Source organism: Desertivirga arenae, assembly GCF_017355785.1.
Lineage (GTDB): Bacteria > Bacteroidota > Bacteroidia > Sphingobacteriales > Sphingobacteriaceae > Desertivirga > Desertivirga arenae.
Window position 1 is genome coordinate 258,221 of record NZ_JAFEWE010000003.1, and the last position, 23,422, is coordinate 281,642.

Consider the following 23,422-nt stretch of genomic DNA (forward strand, 5'->3'; position numbering starts at 1 on the left):
GTAATTTTTTGCAATTCAAACCTGCAATATAAGTAAAGGTTTTAAGAGTTTATTTTTCTAACGAACACATTATAATTTTCCTGCTTTACCACCAAAACCTCACTTCCCTGATTAATAAAACCATCCAGCGAAACACCATCATACCATTTTCCATCAATTACTATTTTGCCTGAAGGTCGTAGATCTGTTTTAGCTACTCCGGTTTTATCGATCAATGCTCCCACCTGCCTTCCTGATACGTAGCCCTGCTGAGACCGTTGCTCGTCCTGAAGCACAAGCCTTTGAAATACGGGAGAACGCATGAGAGATTTACCAAAAATTACCGATACAATTATTGCTGCCACCATAGCACCGATAACGGTTAACACGGCAGTAGTTAGTTTCTCAGGTCCGGTAACAGTAAAGTCAAACCAGTCATTCAGCACCAAACTTAGAGCAAGTCCGGCAATCAAACAAACAATTCCCAGTATTCCAGCTACCCCAAATCCTGGTATCACAAAAACCTCCAGAAGTAATAAGATTATACCCAGCAAGAAAAGACCTATCTCCCAATGCTCTGCAAGACCTTCAAGATAAAGCGGAGCAAAGTAAAGCAATGAGGCAACAACGGAGACCAATAAAGCGAATCCGATACCTGGGGCCTGCATCTCGAAATAGATCCCTCCTATTATTAAAATGATCAAAAGACCGCTGATTGCCGGACTGATCAAAAACGACAGAACTTTATCAAGAAGACTTACCTGATGATTAATAATGGTAGAGCCTCCTAAGTCCTCTGCTTTAATTACAGCATCAATACCTGCTACTTCTGCATCGCAATACCCAACCTTTAAGGCTTCTGTTGCGGTTAGTGTTAGCACCTTGCCTTTAGGTTTTAAGCCCGGTATTTCAACCTCCGGATCAACAAAACCTTCTGCTATCAATGGATTTCGTTTTGTAGCCTCTGCCGTAGCACGCATTCTTCCTCGCATGTACGACTGGTATTTTTCAGGCAACACCTCCCCTTTTTCATTCACTACACTGGCAGCTCCTATATTCGCGGAAGGCGACATATAAATTTTATCGCAAGCAATTGAAATAAGCGCCCCGGCGGAAGCTGCATTATTTTCAATAAAAACAATGGTTCTGATAGGGGAATTCAAAATTTTAGTTCGAATAGAGTCAGCATACTCTACCATTCCCCCATAGGTATTCATATCAATAATGATGGCCTCTGCGCCAGACTCCTTAGCCTTTGCAAATGCTTTCTGTGTTAGGCGCCAGGCAGCCGGCCCGATCTCATCTTTCATCTCAAAAACATAAACAGTTTGTTTCTGAGCCAGTAAAGGCAGTGACAGCGACAGCAGGAAGATTAGTAATAATTGTTTTAGGTATTGCATGAGTATTTATTTTTCTTTGCGAATGCTTTCTGATAGTAAATATATAAAACCATCTCTGAACGAAAAGTTCGAAGGAATTATTTGGAAGATTGAAATAGATGATAAATTTCCAGTGGTCGCTATTGAAAGTAGACAGGCAGATAGGCATAACACCAGCTTCTCTGCCTTCAATTTCGAAACTGGAGAATGCCTTTTCAAGGAAATAACGGTAGAAGATAGCTGGAAATGGAGTCTGGACCGTGTTAGTAATAATCTAGTTTTCATTCATAGTTATCTTTCTGAAGAGACACCGGAACATCAGGGAATAATTGCACTGGATCAGAGAGGGACGATCAAGTGGCAGCAACATAATAAAGCCCTGCATACCATAGCCGAAGAAGGATTAATAATAACGGATCCTAAAGTTCAGGGAAAATGGTTTGACATTCTCAACGCTGAAAATGGAGTTCTATTAAAAAGCTTCGCCTCTAACTATACTCCTGTTCCTCGTGATATTATTGTACCCGACTTTATTTACGACAAGGCATTACTTCCAATCCCTTTACCAGAAAATACCATTGGCGAAATAGCCTTTAAGGCACACAACAACAAAATCATTGCTTGTTATCATGTTGCTAATGGAAATTCCTTCACACAGAAACTACTTATCAGCCAAAAGGATGAACTGCTTTTGGAAGACAATCTTGCCCATAACATACTAAAAAGAAACCCTGAAGCGTTTTTCATCAGTCACAATCATTTGTTTTGCATTCGTGATGAGAAAAGGGAAATTGTTTCCTATTTAGTATAATTGCAAATTCAAAAATGGAGATTTATAAATGCGGTCTTTAATAGCAGCTCTTTGTACTTTTTTTTCAGTTCAGGCTTTTGCATCAACTGTAGATTCTATAGGAGTTGAAAATAATAACGGACATCAGGTTATACTACATAAAGTAGCAGCAAAAGAAACTTATTATTCTATAGGCCGCTTGTATAATGTGCCACCGAAAGAGATTATAAGTTATAATAACAACATTAGCCTTGGGATCGGAACGATGTTGAAAGTACCTACTCAACGAGCTTATGGAACCCAAACTGCTAAAGCTACAAAACCACCAGAGACGAAACAAGCAAAAGCAGAACCTGCCAAAAAAGAACCTGTTAAAAGTTCTCCTGTGGTAGAGCCTTCATCAGAAATCATTGAGTATAAAGTTGGTCCTAAAGAAACATTATTTGCTATTGCGAGAAAATTCGGGACTACTATAGGAGAAATCAAGCAATTAAATAACTTGTCGGGATATAGCCTTAGCGTAGGACAAGTACTTAAAATAAAGCAGAGTAACAGCTCGGATCAGACGGTTACGACCACTGCAAACTCCGAAACCACATCCCCAGCCAAATCTTCAAATACTCCTGCAACGGAAGAAACAGAAAACGGAATGGAGGTACCAGAATCTACTGCAAAACCAGAAAAAACCAAGAGTAAAACTGGGCGATTGGGCGTAACAGAACGTAACGAGCGCGGTATTGCAGTGTGGTTCGAAGATGAATCTCTTGACAGCACCAAAATGCTTGCATTGCACCGTTCAGCTCCTATTGGCACCATCATCAAAATTACCAATCCAATGACAGACCGGACTACTTTTGTTAAAGTAGTAGGAAAATTCACAGATAATGAAACCACAAGAGATGCAATTATCGTATTAACCAAAGCTACTGCAGATTTACTTGGAGCTCTGGACAAACGTTTTTTAGTTAGCATTGATTATGGAATGCCGAATGAATAGGCCTTATGTTATTGGTATCGCTGGAGGAAGTGGATCTGGCAAAACTTTCTTTTTAAATTGCTTCTTAAACCACTTCAAAGACCACGAGATCACCCTTATATCTCAGGATGATTACTATAAACCAATGGAAGTTCAACCATTGGATGAAAACGGTTGGATCAATTTTGATCTGCCGGTATGTATAGAAGAATCTCAGCTATTAACTGATCTAAAAACCCTTTTAGGCGGAGGCTCTGTTACAAAAAAAGAGTACACGTTTAATGTGGCTGAGGAACAAGCAAAGTTGCTTACCTTAAAATCTGCTCCGATCATTATAGTTGAGGGTCTGTTTGTATTTCATTATAAAGAAATTGCAAGCTTATTTGATATGCGGATCTTCCTGGATGCGGAGGAAGAAATTACTCTTAACAGAAGGATAAAAAGGGATACTGCAGAACGTGGATATACAAGAGATATGATCATGTACCAGTGGGAGAACCACGTTCTTCCAGCCTACAAAAACTATCTTCTTCCCTACAAAGATACAGCAGACAAGATTATCACTAATAATTCTCATGTGGCTGATGATATTATAGCTGTTTCAAATGAATTATCTAAGCAATTAAGGGAAAAAGTCCTGCAGCTAGATTAGCGTCTCTATACTAATTTTTCTTTTTTTATTTAGATCTAGTCTTAATAGCTATCTTTGTGTTACTATGGAAGATTTAGTGAAAGAGGTGCAACATGAACAGAGAGCGATTATTCCAACAGATCCTGAATTTTCGAAAGGTCTCGGTTGTATTTTCTCCTGCTGCGATTTTAAAAAGTGTTGCAAAAAATATAAGAAAGGAAAAAGATGCAAGAAATGTCCCGATAGATAGAATGAAGAGGTTTGATTAGTCATCAAACCCCTGATAATATTTATCTGTATCCGTCGCCGTCTAGTAAGTTGCCTAAACCTCCTAAAATGCTTCCCTCTTCTTTTCGGTTTCCTGGGGCTGCATAAGAAAGTACTCTGCTAGCTAAGCGGCTAATGGGCAATGTTTGTATCCAAACCTTCCCTGGTCCTCTTAAAGTGGCAAAGAAAACTCCTTCTCCACCAAACAAGGTATTTTTAATTCCTCCTACAAATTGAATATCGTAGCTCACATTTTGAGTAAATCCAACAATACAACCAGTATCCACTTTTAATACTTCTCCGGCTTGTAGTACTTTCTCTGCAACGTGACCGCCAGCATGAACAAAGGCAAGACCATCGCCCTCAAGCTTTTGCATTATAAATCCTTCTCCACCAAATAGCCCCGTTCCTAGTTTCTTCTGAAATTCTATACTTACGCTCACACCTTTGGCTGCGCATAAAAAAGCATCCTTTTGACAGGTAACTCGTCCTCCAAGTTCGGCAAGATCAAGAGGAATTATTTTTCCAGGATAAGGAGAAGCAAAACTAACTCTTTTCTTGCCATAACTAACATTAGTATAGGCAGTCATAAACAAGCTCTCACCCGTAAGGAGCCTCTTACCTGCACTAAACAGTTTTCCCAATATTCCACTTTGCTGCTGACTTCCATCTCCAAAGATCGTATCCATCTGGATACCATCGTCCATCATCATAAAAGCTCCAGCCTCTGCAACAGCTGTCTCGTTCGGATCCAGCTCTACTTCTACATATTGCATTTCCTCACCGTGAATGCGATAGTCTATTTCGTGATTTCTGATCATAGTTTATGTGTATAAGACCCAAGTTAAAATAATTTGTTACAAAATCTCAAAATTAGAAACTATTCTCTATCTATTTTACGTATACACCTTAGACTAACCACCTGAATAGTTCGTTTTCAAAACATTAAGTAGCGCTTAAATAATATCATTTTAAAATAGAGAAGATATTGGCAGCAAAATTGCTATTGGGACACTGATTGATTATTGGGCGGGCGGTGATTTAAAATAATATTATGGAAAAGATTTTATCAGAGGCAGAGGCTCAGAGTGTAATAGAAAGTTTATCTGAAGTTGAAATAGAAGAAATAAAGCGCGATAAAGTAAGATTCGGAGAGTTTTTCGTTGGTCTTGAAAATAACAGATATTATAGAGTGAATCCTATAAATGTTATTTATGTAGACGGGAAATTTAAATCAATTACTCCTTTTTCTGCTTCCGCCGGTATATAATTGCAACGCAATTTTTTTATTTTAGGCTGATTTCTTAATTGTTATGCGTAGCTTTGTAGAAGAAGCAGCTGTAATAGTTAAGTTCTTTCTTAATTCATTTAATCTTTATCTGGCCTTCATCTCCTTCGGCCGTTTTAATCATTCTTGAAAAAGAGAAATTTAACAGAACACTACGGGCTGTTGAATGCTTATGTATATGGTGATACACTTATCACATCTACTTATTGCTCACTTATAAATATTATACTATACAATAAATGAAAATTTTTATTAAAGGATTACCCTTACAAGTTGGGGAATCTGAATTAAGAGAAGTCTTTGGTGACTTTGGAAAAGTTAACTCTCTTAGAATTATAAAAGACAGAGAAACCGGAAAAAGCAGAGGTTTTGGTTTCGTAGAAATGCCCAATGAGCTTGAAGCTAAAGATGCGATCAAAAGCATGAACGGAGGAGATTACTACGGACACAAAATATTTGTTACCGAAGCGAAAGAAGACGGAGCTCCTCAAGGTGGCGGTGGCGGCGGCCGTGGAAACGGTGGCGGCGGTTTTAATCGTGGCGGCGGTTCCTATGGAAATAACAGAGGTTCTCATAGCAGATAATCTATATCGTCTGGCTTTTTTAAGCATTTAAGACTTATCAATAAACTAAAAGCCTGTCTTTTTTTAAGGACAGGCTTTTGTTTATTAGCATAAATGGCAAAATCAAGCTAATTTATCTTTACTATAGATGCTGTTTTCAGCATCTTGAATAGTTATAAAGGTGTAAGTATCTAATACTTCTTCAAAATCATCATCGTCGTCCCATACAGACAGTATGTTTTTCAGATGATTAAGGGTTAAAAAAGCATTTATAGCTGGTACCTGACCTGTCTCTATCTGAGGAATCCCATTTACTGACCTTCCCGCTTTGACAGCAGTTTGAGTATCGTGTGATATGAAAAATAATTGCTTCATTTACGTTCTAATAGTTTCTTACCTTCTATTATATCAATTGAAATGCCAACTCAGGTAATATTCAAATTGTATACTCCTGTACACTTTATTACTTAATAGGTGCATAACATTTTCTCATCTTGCTTGTTGTTAAATGCATGAGAGAACAAAGCGTTTACACTACAGTACGATTTAAAGATAAAAACACAAACGAATTGATCCATCAATTAACACTAAGAAATCACTCAAAAACAATAGAAAGCATTAAACGTACTTTACAAGAATTAACAGAAAAATTTTGTCTACCAGAACAAGATATTCTTATAGAGAATAATTAATCACTTAAACTAAGAAAAACATGCTCGAAGAACTAACTAACAGGGTAAATAAATCAGTTAAAGGAACTGTTTTAGAACCCGGAGGAATAGAAAATGTAAATCCAACTGAACGCATCATTTCTGCTGCAGCTGGAAGCTACATGTTATTTAAAGGAATTACTCAACTTTTCCGTAATCCTATTTTGGGACTCCAAGAGACTGCCTTAGGTGGGTACCTGCTTTATCGTGGAGCTACTGGTTTTTGTCCTCTTTATGACAAATTAGGTAAGGACACTACAGATCTTCCAGCTATAAGGATTACTGAGACTTTTATTGTAAATAGTCCTCGAGAGGAAGTATTCCGTTTCTGGAGAAATTTGGAGAACCTTCCAAAGTTCATGAAGCACTTGAAGTCGGTAACAGAGATCGATCAGACGTATTCACATTGGAAAGCTAACGTTCCTGGAGAATTGGTTACCATTGATTGGACTGCTCAGATTACTAAGGAAGAAGAAAACAGGTATATCGGATGGCAGTCTATTGAAGGCGCAAATGTAGATAACGCCGGGAAAGTAGAGTTTAAAGATGCAGTAAGCGGTGTTGGAACTGAACTAAACGTAGAGATTAACTACTTCCCTCCTGCTGGAGCAATCGGTCATGGCATTGCAAAGTTGATGAACGGAGTATTTGAAAACATGGTGAGAGAAGACATCAGGAATTTCAAACACTATGTGGAGGGAGACGAATATAAAACTTATACTTCCGGATCGTCTGTTAATGCTTAAGTATAAAAATAACTAACACAACAGCACGGACGTTTGCTAAAAACAAAAAATCCCGCCAAGAGCGGGATTTTTTATTACCATATCTGATTATCAATTAGAAAGCATACATGCTTTCAGCATCCTTACTTTCAAGAGCTGTACTACCCATCAAGAATAAGTCTACACGTCTTGCAGCTTCGCGGCCTTCTGATATAGCCCAAACAACCAAAGACTGACCTCTTCTCATATCACCGGCAGCAAAAACTTTATCAACGCTGGTTTGGTATTGGCCTTCTTTAGCCTTTACGTTACCACGCTCGTCAAACTCTACTCCTAACTGCTCTAACAAGCCTTGCTTTTGTGGATGTAAGAATCCCATAGCAAGATAAGCACGCTGTGCAGGTAATTCACGCTCAGAACCTTCAACTTCTTTAAATTTAACCGGACGGCCAAATACATCAGTTTCCCATTCTACGTCAACTACTTTTAAAGCTCTTAGCTCGCCATTAGCATCACCTAAGAATTCTTTAGTGTTTACACCCCACATACGAGTACAGCCTTCTTCATGAGATGTTGTTGTTTTTAACAACATAGGGTAAGTTGGCCAAGGCATTGCTTCTGTACGATCTTTCGGAGGTTGAGGCATTAACTCAAACTGAGTGATAGATTTTGCTCTATGACGGTTTGAAGTGCCCACACAGTCAGAACCTGTATCACCACCACCGATCACGATGACGTCTTTATCAGTGGATAGGATGTCTTCCTCTGTATAAGGAATACCACTTACGCGTTTGTTATTCTGTTTTAAGAATTCCATCGCAAAGTAAACACCCTTAAGCTCACGACCAGGGATGTTCAAGTTACGCGGAATAGTAGAACCACCCGCTAATACCACTGCATCGAAAGATTTCATTAATTCATCAGCCAGGATATCTTTACCAACCTCTACGCCGGTTTTAATGATGATACCTGCTTCTTCCATTAATTTCACACGACGCTCAACCACCCATTTCTCTAATTTAAAATCAGGGATACCAAAGCGTAAAAGACCGCCGATCTTCTCATCTCTTTCAAAAAGAGTTACGGTATGTCCAGCTTTGTTTAATTGAGATGCAGCTGCCATACCAGCAGGACCACCGCCGATCACAGCTACAGTTTTACCTGTACGAATTAAAGGTGCCTTTTCTACAACCAAACCTTTCTTGTAAGCAATCTCGATGATATGTTTCTCTATCTCTTCAATGGCTACTGCTGGCTTGTTAATACCCAATACACATGCAGACTCGCATGGTGCAGGGCAGATCCTCCCTGTAAACTCAGGGAAGTTGTTTGTTGAAGAGAGAATGCGGTAAGCATCCTCCCATTTTTCTTTATATACTGCGTCGTTAAATTCAGGAATGATATTTCCCAGCGGACAACCGTTGTGGCAGAAAGGAACACCACAGTTCATACAACGAGCTGACTGCTGGTTTAATTTCTCCTCTGAATATAATCCTACAAATTCTTTATAATCATTAACACGCTCTTCAACTGGCCTTTTACCGGGCAGTTCTCTCGCGTATTCTTTAAATCCTGTTACTTTTCCCATTGTTAATTAGCTGGCTTGAAATTGTGCGCGTTGTAAAACTTTTTTGTACTCTTTAGGGAATACTTTGATAAACTTACCTGATTCCTGGTTCCAGTTGCTCAGTAAGAACAATGCTAAATGACTTTGTGTCAATTGCATGTGCTTGCGAAGCAATGCAGTGATCTGCTCTTCGTCTTCTCCTGTAAGCGGATCAAGATCCACCATTTCAGGATTGCAGTTTTCAGCAAAAGTACCATCTGCATCATAGATCCATGCGATACCACCGCTCATACCTGCAGCGAAGTTTCTACCGGTTTTACCAAGGATTAAAGCTCTACCACCAGTCATATACTCACAACCGTGATCACCCACTCCTTCTACAACCGCAGTTGCACCAGAGTTACGTACAGCAAAACGCTCACCTGCTTGTCCTCTTACATATAGCTCACCAGAAGTTGCACCGTAAAGGGCTACGTTACCGATGATGATGTTATCTTCAGGAACCAGGGAACTATCAGTTGAAGGATAAACCGCCAATCTTGCTCCTGATAAACCTTTACCTACGTAGTCATTTCCTTCTCCTTCCAGTTCAAAAGAAAGTCCTTTTGTAGCGAACGCTCCAAAGCTTTGTCCAGCAGAACCAACAAACTTATAGTTGATAGTATTGTCTGGTAAGCCAGCAGCCTTATAGATCTTGGTCACTTCGTTAGATAATACAGTACCAATTGTACGGTCGGTATTTTTAACGTTGAATGAACCAAATACTGGTGTTTTGCTTTCTAATGCCTGTTTAGCATGTTCTACCAATTGCCAGTCAAGGATATTAGACATTCCGTGATCCTGAGACTCGCTGTTATAAAGCGTTTGTGCTTTATTAGGGTTAGTTACAGGATAAAGTAATGCAGATAGATCTAAAGTTCTTGTTTTCCAGTGTAAGTTGTTCTCTCTTACTTTCAGGAATTGAGCCTTACCAACCATCTCGTTAATTGTTCTGAAACCAAGGTCGGCCATGATCTCACGAAGTTCCTGTGCAAGGAAGTTGAACAGGTTAACGATATGCTCAGGTTTACCACTGAATAACTTACGTAACTCAGGATCCTGAGTAGCAACCCCTACCGGACAAGTATTTAAGTGGCACTTACGCATCATGATACAACCACCTGCAACAAGCGCTGCAGTTGCAACACCCCATTCTTCAGCACCTAACAAAGTAGCGATAGCGATATCGCGACCAGTCTTCAACTGACCATCTGTTTGAAGGACAACACGGCTTCTTAGCTGGTTGCGTACTAATGTTTGATGCGCTTCAGCTAAACCAAGCTCCCATGGTAAACCAGCGTGCTTGATAGAACTTATTGGAGAGGCACCAGTACCACCATCGTAACCTGCAATCAGAATTACATCAGCGTGAGCCTTAGCAACACCGGCAGCAATGGTACCAACACCTGCTTTAGAAACCAACTTAACGTTGATACGTGCAGCGCGGTTAGCATTCTTCAAGTCGAAGATCAGCTGGGCTAAATCCTCAATTGAATAGATATCGTGGTGAGGAGGAGGAGAAATTAAACCTACTCCAGGAGTTGAGTGACGAACTTTTGCAATCCATGGATCTACCTTATCACCCGGTAACTGACCACCCTCACCTGGTTTAGCACCCTGAGCCATCTTGATCTGAAGCTCGTCTGCATTGGTCAGGTAATAAGAAGTTACACCGAAACGGCCAGAAGCAACCTGTTTGATGGATGAACGCATGGAATCTCCGTTAGGAAGCAATTCATAACGCATCTCATCTTCACCACCTTCACCTGTATTACTTCTACCACCAATACGGTTCATTGCGATAGCAAGTGTACTGTGAGCTTCGTGAGAGATAGAACCGAAAGACATTGCACCAGTAGCAAAACGCTTCATGATGTCAGAAGCAGGTTCTACTTCGTCAATTGATATCGGCTCGCGGTGATGAGCGAAATCAAATAAACCACGCAGGGTGTACTTTCTTTCATCTTGCTCATTGATTAAACGTGCGTAGCTCTTGTAAACATTATAATCTGCTGTTCTGGTTGCTTGTTGTAACAAGTGAACAGTTTGTGGATTGAATAAGTGAGCTTCTCCACGACGTTTCCATTGGTAAATACCACCTTCAGCAAGAAGCAAAGGAGCTTTACTAATAAAACCGTTTTTATGTTTGAATAACGTTTCTTTAGCAATTTCATCAAGGCCGAGACCTTCGATCCTGGTAACAGCACCAGTGAAGTACTTATCTACTACTGCCCTGTTAATACCCAGTATTTCAAATATTTGAGCACCCTGGTATGATTGAAGAGTTGAAATACCCATTTTAGAGAATATCTTCAACAATCCATCACAAACAGATTTAACGTAGTTCTTAGAAAGGTATTTGAATTCTAAAGAAGTTTCAAGGTTTCCTTCTTCCTTCAATGCGTGAATAGTTTCAAGCGCAAGGTATGGGTTAATAGCAGTTGCGCCAAAACCTAACAGACAAGCGAAATGATGAACTTCCCAAACATCTCCAGCTTCAACCACAATACCCACTTGTCCACGGTAACCTTTTCTGATCAAGTGGTGGTGAACTGCCGATACAGCTAAAAGTGAAGGGATCGGAGCATGTTGAGAATCAACCGCCCTGTCTGATAAGATGATCACTTCAAAACCATCGTTAACCGCATCTTCAGCATAACGGCAAAGCCTGTCTAAGCCTTGCTGTAATGAGCCAGCCTGACCATCAGCCTTGAAGTAAGTTTGAAGGGTTTTAGCATTGAACATACCCGTATCAATACTTCTTAATTTCTCTAGTTCAGTATTGCTAAGGATCGGCTGCTGCAACGCAACACAATGACAATGCATTTTATCTTCATCAAACAAGTTGCCATTGCTACCGATAAACGTAGCAAGACTCATTACCATACGCTCACGGATCGGGTCGATCGGTGGATTGGTTACCTGAGCGAAGAATTGTTTAAAGTAACTTGAAAGATGCTGAGGACGATCTGACAATACTGCCAAAGGAACGTCAGTACCCATAGATCCGATAGGCTCTTTACCATCAACCGCCATTGGCTTAATGATCGTTTCAATATCCTCGCGGGTGTATCCGAATACCTGGTGATACTTGTGAACTGCATCTTTTGAAAGATTCGTAAATGCAACCCTAGGCTCAGGTAATTCTTCAATCTTGATCTTATAATTTTCAAGCCATTCAGCATAAGGCTGACTGCTTGCAATTTTAGTTTTGATTTCCTCGTCGGTGATGATCTTACCCTCAACAATGTCCATCAGCAACATTTTACCTGGCTGTAAACGACCTTTCTGAGTGATCAATTTCTCATCAACTGGAAGAGCTCCAGCTTCTGAGGCTACAATTACACGACCATCACTGGTAGTTGCGTAACGTAAGGGACGAAGACCATTTCTGTCTAATAAAGCACCGATTTGTTTACCGTCTGTAAAGGTAAGCGCAGCAGGACCATCCCACGGCTCCATCATTGTTGCATGGAATTCATAGAACGCTTTCTTCAACGGCTCCATATGCTCGTTACCATCCCAAGCTTCAGGAACTAGCATCATCATTACATGAGGTAACGAACGACCAGTATGAACCAGAACTTCAACAACGTTATCCAGACAAGCGGAATCCGACTGGTTTTTATCAATCACAGGAAGAACGATCTCCAATTCTTCAGCTGAGAAATAAGAAGACGCGTATGATCTTAAACCAGCATAGAACCAGTTTAAGTTACCTGTTAACGTGTTAATCTCACCGTTATGCGCCATGAAACGGAACGGTTGAGCTAACTTCCATGAAGGGAAAGTATTGGTAGAAAAACGGCTGTGTACCATACCAAAAGCAGAAGTCAAACGCTCATCCTGAAGGTCAAGATAATATTGACGTAATTGGTACGTTGTAAGCTGTCCCTTATACCCCATAACACGGGCAGAAAGTGATGTAATATAAAAATCACTTCCGTTGGCTACGGTTTCATTAACAGACTTGGTAATCAAGCGTCTTAACACATAAAGCTTTCTTTCGAAATCTTCAACGCTAACAATGTTGGCAGGACGGCCAATAAACACTTGCTCTACATCTGGCTCAACTGCTAGAGCTGTTGGGCCCACTACACTCGGGTTTACAGGAACTTTACGGAAGCCTAAAAAAGGAAGGCCAAGCTTTTCAGCAGAATTAATAATTACTGATCTGCAAGCCTCTTTAGCAGTAATTTCTTTAGGGAAGAAAAAGTTACCTGCGCCATAATGGCCAGGTTCTGCAAGGTGGATATCCAGGGCAATACACTCTTCCATAAGGAATTCGTGAGGTAATTGCATCAGAATACCGGCACCATCTCCTGTCTCAGGATCACAGCCACACGCACCTCTATGCTCCATACTCTCCAGAATTGTTAAAGCATCTGAAACAGTTTGGTGTGATTTATGGCCATTAATGTTCGTAATAAAACCCACTCCACATGAGTCGTGTTCAAATTCAGGGCGATATAATCCCTGTTGGTCATTTCCGGTTTGCTTCATCAGAATTATAATGGTAATCCACGAAAATACAGTTTTTGGCCGAAATTTCACTATCTGGCAATAACTTTTGCGTTTTCTTTAAAACAAAAAGGAGGTTTTTACACTTAATTAACATTTCATCAAATTTAACGTTCATTTATTGAAATATTAACAATAGGACTTGTGAACATTTCGACAAAAGCGCATTTATTTAGCTTTTTTTGAAAACAATTTGATGACAATCGCACTTATTTACAGTTATTTGTATTACCTGGATCATATTATTTTTGCAACCGTTCACACGGATTTCTGAAGAAAATGGCTAAAATGAAGAGTCAGGATTTAACGCTGTCTTAATATGGAAATCTTGCTTCTTGAAAAATCTAGCCTTGTTCAACAGTAGAACTATAATTCGCTAAATTTTCCTTTTAGATCTTAAACCATCAAAATAGCTGCTCACCTGCTCCATACCAGGTAGGGACCAAGTTCGAGGCAAGTTCGGGAAGCCCGGCCAAAATTTCGAACCAGCCACGAACATGGTACACTAAGTGCCCGTGAAATAATAGCAAAAGTGCATTTTGGAGATCTAAACAAAGAATGGGTCAAGCCTCTTGTTTCTGCCAGGAAACCGAAATCGTTTAATTTGACTTTTTGACCATTTAGGTTTTCTTCGGAAGGTGTTCGGAAATTTTTTCCAGAGTTGACTAAAATAGGGACTTAGTGTACCGAATAATCAGAAGGAAGGAAATTAGTTGAAAGCTTGAGGTAAGCGCAGCAGCCTATCCCCCAGATTAAAAATCTTTCTATATAGACTTTTGCAGGTAATGGATAACATATACTCAAGTTGCAACAGTTGAAATCGCTGCCAGTAGTGTAAAGATACAAAATAATTTAATATTTGAAGAACGGATAAGATGGTCTAAATCAGCTCAATCAAGGCGTAAAACCATTATAAAGGGGACTACAGGGCAGAAATATTTTCAAAAAAATTATAGAGATATCAAAAAGTTCTTACTTTTGCGGCGGGTTAGTCTTCTACGACCAGCTCCTCTTGAACTCCCCCAGGTTGGGAACAAAGCAAGGGTAGAGAGTCGTAGCGGTGCGATAGAAGGTGCTAGCCCACTTTTTTCTTCTTCCAATTAAAATCTAAATACACAGGATCACAAGACTTCACTGAATTTTAATTTTTAACTTTTATTACCACCATGAAATTTTTTATCGATACTGCGAATTTAGCTCAAATCAAAGAAGCACATGATTTAGGTGTTCTAGATGGCGTTACTACTAACCCAAGCTTGATGGCTAAAGAAGGAATTACAGGTGAAGAGAATGTAATTAATCATTATAAAGCTATATGCGAAATAACTGATGGGGATGTAAGTGCTGAAGTCATTTCTACAACCTTTGAAGAGATGATCGCTGAAGGTGAAGCTTTGGCTAAACTTCACGAACGCATTGTGGTAAAAGTTCCAATGTTAAAAGATGGGGTAAAAGCGATTAAGTATTTTACAGAAAAGGGTATTAAAACGAATTGTACGTTGATCTTCTCTGCTGGTCAGGCTCTTTTAGCTGCAAAAGCAGGTGCAACTTATGTTTCCCCTTTTATTGGTCGTTTAGATGATATTTCTACAGACGGACTAACATTGATCGAAGACATTCGCACAATATTCGATAATTACGGATATACTACTCAAATTCTAGCAGCATCTGCCCGTCACCCAATGCATATTATTAATTGCGCTAAACTTGGTGCAGACGTAGTTACAGCTCCTTTAGCCCCAATATTGGCTTTATTAAAGCATCCATTAACTGATAATGGCTTAGCTCAATTCTTAGCAGATCACGCGAAAGCGGCTGGTAAATAAGAATCATGATACTATTTGAAGGCTGCTTTTTATAAAAGCGGCCTTTTTTTATTTTAAAAAAAAAACACTCATATTGCTACAAATGCTTAGCAAAAACGTGACTTTAGATTTTGATCTATTAATTATTGGGGGCGGACCAATTGGTCTCGCCTGTGCTATTGAAGCAAAAAAAGCAGGCTTATCCTACCTTATTCTCGAAAAGGGCACGTTAGTGAACTCTCTTTATAATTACCCAGTTAACATGACCTTCTTCTCTACCTCAGAGCGACTGGAAATTGGAGGTCTCCCCTTTCCTTCTATCAACCCCAAACCTACACGCGCAGAGGCTTTGGAGTATTATAGAAGAGCAGCACTTCAATACCAATTGAATATCAAGTTGTTCGAGCCGGTCGAGACGGTAAGCAAACAAGCTGAAACCTTTGTAGTAACAAGTACCAGGGCCAGTTATACTTCGCGTTATATTGTAGTTGCCACTGGTTTTTATGACGTTCCTAATTATATAGATGTACCGGGGGAAAAGCTCGAAAAGGTCTATCATTACTATAAAGATCCTCATTTCTTCACCATGCAGAAAGTTGCCGTAATTGGTGCAAGTAACTCCTCAGTAGATGTTGCTTTAGAGACATTCAGAAAGGGAGCTGAAGTAACTATGATTATACGGGGAGATACAATTGGCAAAAGTGTGAAATATTGGGTTAGGCCAGATATAGAAAATCGGATAAAAGAAGGAAGTATAACAGCCTACTTCAATTCAGAAATAACAGAGATCAGGGAACGTGAAATAGATATTATAACACCTGAGGGACCCTTAACGATTGAAAACGATTTCGTGCTGGCAATGACCGGTTATCTTCCAAACTTTGATTTCCTTAATAACATAGGAATCGAATGTACCGTGGATGAAAACAGGATCCCTATCTATTCAAATAGTATGGAAACTAATATTAAGAACTTATATTTAGCGGGGGTAGTTTGCGGAGGCATGAATACACATACTCTTTTCATTGAGAATTCAAGAATTCATGCGGTAAAGATCATTGAGGACATTATGTCTAAAGTTAAAAAATAGCAACAAAAGCTTAAGAACATAGAAAGCATATCAAAATAGTTAATGATGGAAAATCTTGCCGGTATCGACAGCCTGAAATTTCCTATCGGGCCTTTTATAAAAAAGGAAAGTTATTCTTTAGAAGAAATAACCTTTCTCATTTCAGAGATTGAAAAATTACCTGCCCAATATAGAGGGATATTAGAGGTATTAACCGAGGATGACTTAAGTAAAACTTACCGCCCTGATGCATGGAACATCAGGCAATTAGTGCATCATGTGGCCGATATACAATTGCTGCATTTCTTCCGCATGAAGAAGGTTCTAACGGAAAAAGATTATTCAGATGTAACCCTCATAAACATGGATGGTTGGGCAAACACTCCGGATAGCTTAACGGAACCTGTTGAAGATTCTATTCTTGCATTGGAAGGTTTAACAAAGAGATACGTTTTCCTTATGCGATCGCTCACTGAAAAGGACCTGGAACTAGAATACTTTCATCCAGTCAGGAAAGTGAAGTTCAACCAGGCACAGGCAATAGCCATTTCTAACTGGCACCTTAAGCATCATCTTGAACATATTAAAATAGCCTTAGGATCTTAGTAAAGATCCTAAGGAACAGAGTTAATTGCCGGCGGTTAGCTTAGTTATCTACTTTAGATAAGAGGTCGTAAAACACTTGAAACAACTGTCTTAGAAGTCTTACTTCGCTAATATAACCATTAACCTTTAACTCTAGAAATGGAACCTTACCTTCTTCATTTTCAGTAAGGTATTCAACAATTTCCAGGCAAAGTTCAGGTACTGATGTCAGTAGATCTCTTACCCTTTCATCAGCAAAAAGTAATTGCACTTTACTTTCTTGATTGGTTTTGATGATGAATTTATCATCAAACTCCTTATAGCCTAACACAACATCCTGCATTCCAAAAATTTTCCCAATTTCATCGATAACACCCTGAGGGTGGATTGCAAAACGGAATTCGTTCTGGTTATAAATTATAGCGCTAAAGACCGTGCTCTGCTTATTTCCGTCTACATCGAGTAGGATCCTTCGTTGATCTTTCTCGAACTCAAAATGAGAAACAGCAAGGCCTTCGGTCGTTTTAAATGCTTGTTCAATTTTTAACCAAACTTCATTTTGGTTTTCGGTTGTAATAATTATCGGCTCTTCCATAGTTGATATATGCAGATAAAACTTAAAGTGCTGCGTTTGGTTTTTGCCTTTCAAAGTTCGCAGCCTGGCGTCCTTCACAAACAAAATCGCTTCCTAAATCCTTTATTTATACACAGCTCTCTCTGGCAAACAAACTTTAAAAATGGCTCAAAGGATTCTGTCTTATCAAATTGCAGATAGTATTGATATTAAACAATTCAGGGTTGACTTTAAGGGGGAACTATACTACGGTGATTCTGACGAACTTTTCTATAAAATGGATACAGAAGAGTTCATCTACATCTTCAAATATGGCGTGGTCTGTTTTCTAAATTTCGACGCCATCAGGATATCCCAATTCCTCCGTTTAATAACCAATTATTGTAAAAATAGGTTCACTGAAGAACTCTCGGAAGAATTTGATATAGAAACCAATGCTACAGAAAATAAGATTGGCTACAATACAATAGCCATTAAAGGAATTGATACAGAGAAGATCCGTTTAGTTATGCTTAACGTTTCTCAATCCGTTGCACTGGATTACTATTACGAGCAGACCTCAACCCTTTTGGAAGAGACTAATCAGCACACGCAAATGCTTGAAAATAAAGGCAGACTTAGTATTTCAGGTACAAAACTTAAAAAATTCATCGGAAAAACTTTACTACTGAAGAATAGAATAGCCGAGAACCTTTACATATTCGACTCGCCACCAGAAACATGGGAAGACGAACAATTGAATCAAATAGATACAGAGCTTAAGCGTACTTTCGATCTTCAGGAACGATTCAGAAACATTCAGGAGGGCTTAACCATCATAAAGGACAATTTAGAGCTCTTCAGGGATCTTCTTCAATACCGCCATAGCAATATGCTCGAGTGGATTGTTATTATACTAATTTTGGTAGAAGTTATTAATCTCTTCATCGAAAAATTTGCTTAACGCCGGTCTCTTATCATCTTTTTTAGAATATTGACCTCATTATTGCTTTTTTAGATTAGATCACTCAAGTGGACTACGTATCTTTGCAAAGATGAATACGCAGGACTTATTGCAAAGGGCTCTAACATTTGACTTTCTATCGCAGGAAGAAGGGGTTTATCTATTTAAGAGTGCCAATACGGCCGACTTAATGTATGTAGCTAACGAACTGCGAAAGAAACAGGTACCTCATGGTAAAGTAACGTGGCAAATAGATCGCAACGTGAACACCACAAATGTGTGCATTGCAAATTGCAAGTTCTGCAATTTTTTCAGAAGACCTGGCCATGCCGACAGCTATATTACGGATATAGAAACTTATAAAAAGAAGATAGAGGAAACCTTTCGTTTTGGCGGTGACCAACTTCTTTTACAGGGAGGGCATCACCCCGACCTTGGACTGTCCTTCTATGCAGATTTATTTAAACAACTGAAGGAGCTCTACCCTACACTGAAACTGCATTCTTTAGGTCCTCCCGAAATCGCCCATATTTCCAAATTAGACGGACTCTCGCATTATGAAGTATTAAAGACCTTAAAGGAAGCTGGCCTAGATTCCTTACCTGGCGCGGGTGCAGAAATCCTGAATGATCGCGTTAGACGTCTAATTTCTAAAGGAAAATGTGGGGGACAAGAATGGCTTGATGTCATGCGTGCAGCACATCAATTAAACCTTCCAACTTCGGCTACAATGATGTTCGGGCATGTGGAAACTTTGGAAGAACGTTTTGAGCATTTAGTCTGGATCAGACAAGTTCAAGCAGAAAAACCAGAAGGATCGTATGGTTTTACTGCGTTTATTCCCTGGCCTTTCCAGGATGACGGTACTTTATTGAAAAAAGTTCGTGGTATTAGTAATCAGGTAACGGCAGATGAGTATATACGAATGATTGCCTTAAGTCGCATAATGCTTCCAAACGTAAAAAATATTCAGGCTTCCTGGTTAACGGTTGGAAAACAAGTAGCACAAATCTGTTTACATGCAGGAGCTAATGATTTCGGTTCAATTATGTTAGAGGAAAATGTGGTAAGTGCAGCAGGTGCCCCTCACCGTTTTACTTCAGATGCCATTCAAAATTCTATCCGCGAAGCCGGCTTTGAGCCACAGTTACGCAATCAGAAATATGAATTCAGGGAGTTGCCGGAAAACATGGAGCAGCAGACAATTAACTATTAGAAAGTTTTGCAGCCTCTTTTATCATAAAGGTTTTTCGGTAAATTGAACCCGAATTACAGATGGTACTGAACGCACTTATAGTTGATGATGAAGAATACAGCCGGAAATCGTTGTATTTCTTATTACAGGAAAACTGCCCGGAAGTTACAATTGGAGCTATCGCTAAATCAGTAGCAGAAGCCAGAAACCTTATTGAAGAACAACAATTTCAATTGGTATTCCTGGATATAGCAATGCCTAAGGAAAACGGCTTCGAGCTCCTTCCTACGCTACAGAAGAGGAATATTATGGTGATCTTTACTACAGCATACGATCAGTATGCCTTAAAGGCACTGAAGGCAGAGGCTGTTGACTATTTACTAAAACCTATTGATATAGTTGAACTTAAAACGGCTGTTGCTAAAGCTGTAGATTGGGCAGAGCTAATTGCTCAAAAGGACAACGATCAGGTACGGAACGAAGCTATCAGGAAAGAGGAGAAATCCAGTAGAAAACTGAGTATTCCAAGTACTCACGGGTTTAACGTACTCGAAACTGACGACATCATCTACCTCGAGGCCGACAGCAACTACACGAACTTTCATCTTAAAAATGGCGAAAAAGTAATTATTTCAAAACCTTTAAAGGAGTTTGAAGATAGCTTATCTAACGTTGACTTTATAAGGATACATAAGTCTGTAATGGTTAATTTCAAGTTCGTTCAGGGATATTCGAACAAAAATGGACTTCAGATTTTCCTTACAAATAATGTAAATCTTCCTGTTTCCAGACGCCGTTCAAGCGACTTTCTTGACCGGGCAAAACAGTATTTTAACAGATAGAATTTTGCTAAGGAAACTCTTATATATATTCCTCCTACCCCTTTTCTCGACTGCAATAGGGCAAACATTGGTTTTCAAGAACTATTCTGTAAACCATGGTCTGGCTTCGTCTACAGTGTATTCTATCCTTCAGGATTCAAAAGGTTTTATTTGGTTTGCTACAGAAAACGGTGTGAATCGTTTTGACGGAAAAACCTTCGAATTATTTACCATAGATAATGGATTATCAGATAATGAGGTTCTCCAAATTAGTGAAGATTCAAAAGGACGTATCTGGTTCCTAACCCTGAACGGGAAACTCTCCTACTATCTTAACAAACGCTTTTATAATACCGTTACAGATCCGCTTTTAAAAAAGACTCTTAGTACGGCAAGTTTTACTTCCTTTTACGAAGATTCTAAGCATCGTCTCTGGTTCTCTACCAATCAAAAAAAAGTATTGCTGATCGACGGAGAGAACGCCAGGTTTTATTCTTCGGATCACTTGCTGTCGGGGATAACCTTATTCGAGGATACGGGGGGTACATTATTTGGAATTACCAAGGGAAGGTTTTTCAGGCTTTCAAATGAAAAATTTGTACAGGTCCCAATAACAGAGCTACCTGTATCAGCAAAAGCTATCTCCTATAACCCGAGTACCAAATCCCTTAAATACATTTCAGAAACGGGGCTGATCAGTTTAAAGAATAATTATACGAATGTTTTACGCTACTTTCCCGAACAAATAAATCCTGCTTCAATAGCCAGGTTCATAATTGATAACAGGAATAATTTGTGGCTTACCACTATGGGTGATGGCGTCTATCTCTTTAAGTCAGACGGAAGTTCGCCAAAGCACTACCTGAAGGATAATCTTCTTAGCGATATAAAACAGGATCAGCAGGGGAATATCTGGATCTCCACTATTGGAAATGGCGTTTACATGCTTCCTTTTTATTCTCAATTTTCTGCCAATTATACTACATCAGATGGCCTAAGCTCGAATTCAGTTCAAAGTGTACTGAAATTGGAGAACAAGATTGTGCTTGGATTAAGGTCTGGTAAGATTGATGTTATTTCGAATTCTTCAATAACTTCGTATCTGGATGAAAAAGAATACAATCCAATAAAAAGGCTATATCATGATAAGAAGAATAATTCGATATGGTTCGCCTCAGATAACGAGTTAGGAGAATTCTCCGCCAATTCTAAAAAGAGCTCCATCCTACAGGAGATCTGCGGAGGCTCCTATGCATTGAAAAGCTTTAGCATCAACAGCCAGAACAGGATTGCCCTGGCGCTTGCTTCTGGTGTTTATGAAATAAACAAGCAGAAGCCTTTGGTATTTAACTCAAAGAATGCTCTTGCTAACAATCCTCAATTCAGAACACGGTCTTTTACCGTCTACTACGACTCTTCCAACCGCTTATGGATTGCAAACATCAATGGCTTGTTCTGCTACTACAACAACAAAATACTTTACCAAAGTAAGGAAATCCGCAGTCAGCGAATTACAGATATTAAAGAATTGCCTGATAAGAGTATAGCCTGTACCACCGTAGGCTTCGGTGTGCTAATAGTAAAGGATCTGAAGAAACAAAACACTATTACGAAAGCTGACGGATTACCGAGTAATATCTGCAAAAAGATCTTTATAAAGGACCGCGACTCCTGGGTTGTTACGGGTAAAGGTATTAGCCGGATTAATCTGGATAAAGGAGTTTCAATAAAAAATTACAGCACAGAAAACGGATTAATTACGACCGAGATTAACGATCTGTACGTAGAGGACGACTCCATCTACGCGGCGACCAACAGTGGTCTGTCCATCATAAATGTGAACACCTTCCCCGACGATAAAGACAGCCCTCCGTTATACCTAACTCAGTTCCTATCAAACAAGAAAGCACTTAATGTTAATAGGGACCTTACACTGCCTTATAAGGGCAATAATATCACAGTTAACTATATTGCGCTTGACTTTGAGCATCCTCAATCTGTAAAATACAGCTATAGATTAAATCGGGAGCTTAAATGGATTGAGACAAGCGCAAACTCCCTCGAATTCGCCTCGCTGCAGCCTGGAAGTTATGAACTTCAAATAAGGTCTAAGTGCCTAAACAGCACCTGGAGTGAACCAATAGAAATACCCTTTAATATCAAGCCACCCTTCTGGCGCACCTGGTGGTTCATTGTACTACTGCTACTGGCTTTGGGGCTACTGCTGTTCTATGCAATCAGCAAATATTATAAATTCAAAAGAGCTAAAGAAAATGAGCGTCTGATAACCCAAACCCGGATCATATCTCTTGAACAACAGGCACTGCAGGCTATGATGAATCCGCACTTCGTTTTTAATGTGATGAACTCTATTCAATACTTTATCAATACGAAGGATAATGCTATGGCCAATCAAGCTCTGACAGGATTCGCCCGGCTGTTGAGAAAAAACCTGGAAAACTGTAATAAGAGTTATATTACATTAGAAGAAGAAGTAAGTTATTTAACACTGTATCTCTCTCTGGAGAAAATGCGTTTTGGTGATAGAATGAACTATAGGATAAGTGTAGGTCCGGATATCAATAAAGACAGTACCTTAATTCCATCAATGCTACTTCAGCCATATGTAGAAAATGCTATTTGGCATGGGTTGATGCCGAAGGATGCAGACGGGAACCTATGGATAAACATTACCCTTATGGCTCCTTCCATACTTCAAATCGAAATAATAGATGACGGTGTAGGAATAGAGAATTCGTTAAATGATAAGCCTGAAGGCCATATCAGCCGGGGAATGCAATTAACCAAAGAAAGAATCAATTTACTGAATAAATTTAAGAACCGGGGGATCCTTGTGGAGGTTAAACAAATAGCTCCAGAAGGCACTTGTGTAAGGCTCCAAATCCCCTTTTAACCGTTTACTCAATCAAAGATACCGCTTACTCATTACTACATAAAACATTTTTAGTTTCTTTCTATTATTGTATTAGAAAAT

Annotated in this window: 19 protein-coding genes and 1 other RNA gene; 14 read left to right on the forward strand and 6 right to left on the reverse strand. The window is 39.4% G+C overall.

Going from position 1 to position 23,422, the window contains the following annotated elements:
• Window positions 1–41: 41 nt before the first annotated feature.
• Entirely contained in the window at window positions 42–1,379 is a 1,338-nt protein-coding gene (locus J4N24_RS08085) for an NfeD family protein (protein ID WP_207533166.1), read from the reverse strand.
• On the opposite strand from J4N24_RS08085, the gene J4N24_RS08090 reads away from it, so the two are divergent.
• From J4N24_RS08090 to J4N24_RS08100, 3 genes are read left to right on the forward strand one after another with little or no spacing between them, the layout of a single operon-like run.
• Window positions 1,378–2,169, forward strand: a complete 792-nt coding sequence (locus tag J4N24_RS08090; RefSeq protein ID WP_207533167.1) for a DUF4905 domain-containing protein — start codon at window positions 1,378–1,380, stop codon at window positions 2,167–2,169. The two genes, J4N24_RS08085 and J4N24_RS08090, sit on opposite strands and share 2 nt — an antisense overlap.
• Before the next feature lie 28 nt (window positions 2,170–2,197).
• Entirely contained in the window at window positions 2,198–3,145 is a 948-nt protein-coding gene (locus J4N24_RS08095) for a septal ring lytic transglycosylase RlpA family protein (RefSeq protein WP_207533168.1), read from the forward strand.
• Complete coding sequence (locus J4N24_RS08100) at window positions 3,138–3,776, forward strand: uridine kinase family protein (protein WP_242691563.1); 639 nt, start codon at window positions 3,138–3,140, stop codon at window positions 3,774–3,776. Before J4N24_RS08095 ends, J4N24_RS08100 begins: the two co-directional genes overlap by 8 nt.
• 269 nt (window positions 3,777–4,045) lie before the next feature.
• Here J4N24_RS08100 and J4N24_RS08105 read toward each other — a convergent pair whose 3' ends face one another.
• Window positions 4,046–4,843: a TIGR00266 family protein gene (locus J4N24_RS08105; RefSeq protein WP_207533170.1), complete on the reverse strand. Its 798-nt coding sequence runs from the start codon at window positions 4,841–4,843 to the stop codon at window positions 4,046–4,048.
• A gap of 233 nt (window positions 4,844–5,076) precedes the next feature.
• Here J4N24_RS08105 and J4N24_RS08110 point away from each other — a divergent pair, with 233 nt between their 5' ends.
• Together J4N24_RS08110 and J4N24_RS08115 are read left to right on the forward strand one after the other, a co-directional pair.
• Window positions 5,077–5,292, forward strand: coding sequence for a hypothetical protein (locus J4N24_RS08110; protein WP_207420551.1), 216 nt, complete (start codon window positions 5,077–5,079; stop codon window positions 5,290–5,292).
• A 257-nt stretch (window positions 5,293–5,549) separates the two neighbouring features.
• Window positions 5,550–5,894 carry an RNA recognition motif domain-containing protein gene (locus J4N24_RS08115; RefSeq protein WP_207533171.1) on the forward strand — a complete coding sequence of 115 codons (345 nt, stop codon included), beginning with the start codon at window positions 5,550–5,552 and terminating at the stop codon, window positions 5,892–5,894.
• Between the two features lie 102 nt (window positions 5,895–5,996).
• On the opposite strand, the gene J4N24_RS08120 is transcribed toward J4N24_RS08115, so the two are convergent.
• A complete protein-coding gene (locus J4N24_RS08120; protein WP_207533172.1) occupies window positions 5,997–6,248 on the reverse strand; it encodes a hypothetical protein in 252 nt (83 codons plus the stop codon).
• A 337-nt stretch (window positions 6,249–6,585) separates the two neighbouring features.
• Between J4N24_RS08120 and J4N24_RS08125 the strand changes: the two genes are divergently transcribed.
• Window positions 6,586–7,329, forward strand: coding sequence for an SRPBCC family protein (locus J4N24_RS08125; RefSeq protein ID WP_207533173.1), 744 nt, complete (start codon window positions 6,586–6,588; stop codon window positions 7,327–7,329).
• 94 nt (window positions 7,330–7,423) lie between these two features.
• On the opposite strand, the gene J4N24_RS08130 is transcribed toward J4N24_RS08125, so the two are convergent.
• Entirely contained in the window at window positions 7,424–8,896 is a 1,473-nt protein-coding gene (locus tag J4N24_RS08130; protein ID WP_207533174.1) for a glutamate synthase subunit beta, read from the reverse strand.
• A gap of 6 nt (window positions 8,897–8,902) precedes the next feature.
• Complete coding sequence (gene gltB, locus J4N24_RS08135; RefSeq protein ID WP_207533175.1) at window positions 8,903–13,417, reverse strand: glutamate synthase large subunit; 4,515 nt, start codon at window positions 13,415–13,417, stop codon at window positions 8,903–8,905.
• A 1,003-nt stretch (window positions 13,418–14,420) separates the two neighbouring features.
• Between gltB and ffs the strand changes: the two genes are divergently transcribed.
• From ffs to J4N24_RS08155, 4 genes are all read left to right on the forward strand, one after another.
• Window positions 14,421–14,514, forward strand: an RNA gene (ffs, locus tag J4N24_RS08140) — signal recognition particle sRNA small type.
• 87 nt (window positions 14,515–14,601) lie between these two features.
• Window positions 14,602–15,261 (forward strand): fructose-6-phosphate aldolase, encoded by a 660-nt coding sequence (fsa, locus tag J4N24_RS08145; RefSeq protein WP_207533176.1) that lies wholly within the window; start codon window positions 14,602–14,604, stop codon window positions 15,259–15,261.
• Window positions 15,262–15,343: 82 nt separating this feature from the next.
• A complete protein-coding gene (locus J4N24_RS08150) occupies window positions 15,344–16,330 on the forward strand; it encodes a YpdA family putative bacillithiol disulfide reductase (protein ID WP_207533177.1) in 987 nt (328 codons plus the stop codon).
• A gap of 42 nt (window positions 16,331–16,372) precedes the next feature.
• On the forward strand, window positions 16,373–16,915 hold the full coding sequence (locus J4N24_RS08155; RefSeq protein ID WP_207533178.1) for a DinB family protein: 543 nt from the start codon (window positions 16,373–16,375) through the stop codon (window positions 16,913–16,915).
• A gap of 40 nt (window positions 16,916–16,955) precedes the next feature.
• On the opposite strand, the gene J4N24_RS08160 is transcribed toward J4N24_RS08155, so the two are convergent.
• Window positions 16,956–17,489, reverse strand: a complete 534-nt coding sequence (locus J4N24_RS08160; protein WP_207533179.1) for a hypothetical protein — start codon at window positions 17,487–17,489, stop codon at window positions 16,956–16,958.
• A 142-nt stretch (window positions 17,490–17,631) separates the two neighbouring features.
• On the opposite strand from J4N24_RS08160, the gene J4N24_RS08165 reads away from it, so the two are divergent.
• The 4 genes from J4N24_RS08165 to J4N24_RS08180 all read left to right on the forward strand — a co-directional run bounded on the left by J4N24_RS08165 (window position 17,632) and on the right by J4N24_RS08180 (window position 23,341).
• A complete protein-coding gene (locus J4N24_RS08165) occupies window positions 17,632–18,411 on the forward strand; it encodes an RMD1 family protein (protein WP_207533180.1) in 780 nt (259 codons plus the stop codon).
• Window positions 18,412–18,502: 91 nt separating this feature from the next.
• Window positions 18,503–19,627 carry a cyclic dehypoxanthinyl futalosine synthase gene (gene mqnC, locus J4N24_RS08170; protein WP_207533181.1) on the forward strand — a complete coding sequence of 375 codons (1,125 nt, stop codon included), beginning with the start codon at window positions 18,503–18,505 and terminating at the stop codon, window positions 19,625–19,627.
• Window positions 19,628–19,686: 59 nt separating this feature from the next.
• Window positions 19,687–20,448, forward strand: a complete 762-nt coding sequence (locus tag J4N24_RS08175) for a LytR/AlgR family response regulator transcription factor (RefSeq protein WP_207533182.1) — start codon at window positions 19,687–19,689, stop codon at window positions 20,446–20,448.
• Between the two features lie 4 nt (window positions 20,449–20,452).
• Window positions 20,453–23,341 (forward strand): ligand-binding sensor domain-containing protein, encoded by a 2,889-nt coding sequence (locus tag J4N24_RS08180; protein WP_207533183.1) that lies wholly within the window; start codon window positions 20,453–20,455, stop codon window positions 23,339–23,341.
• Window positions 23,342–23,422: the final 81 nt, after the last annotated feature.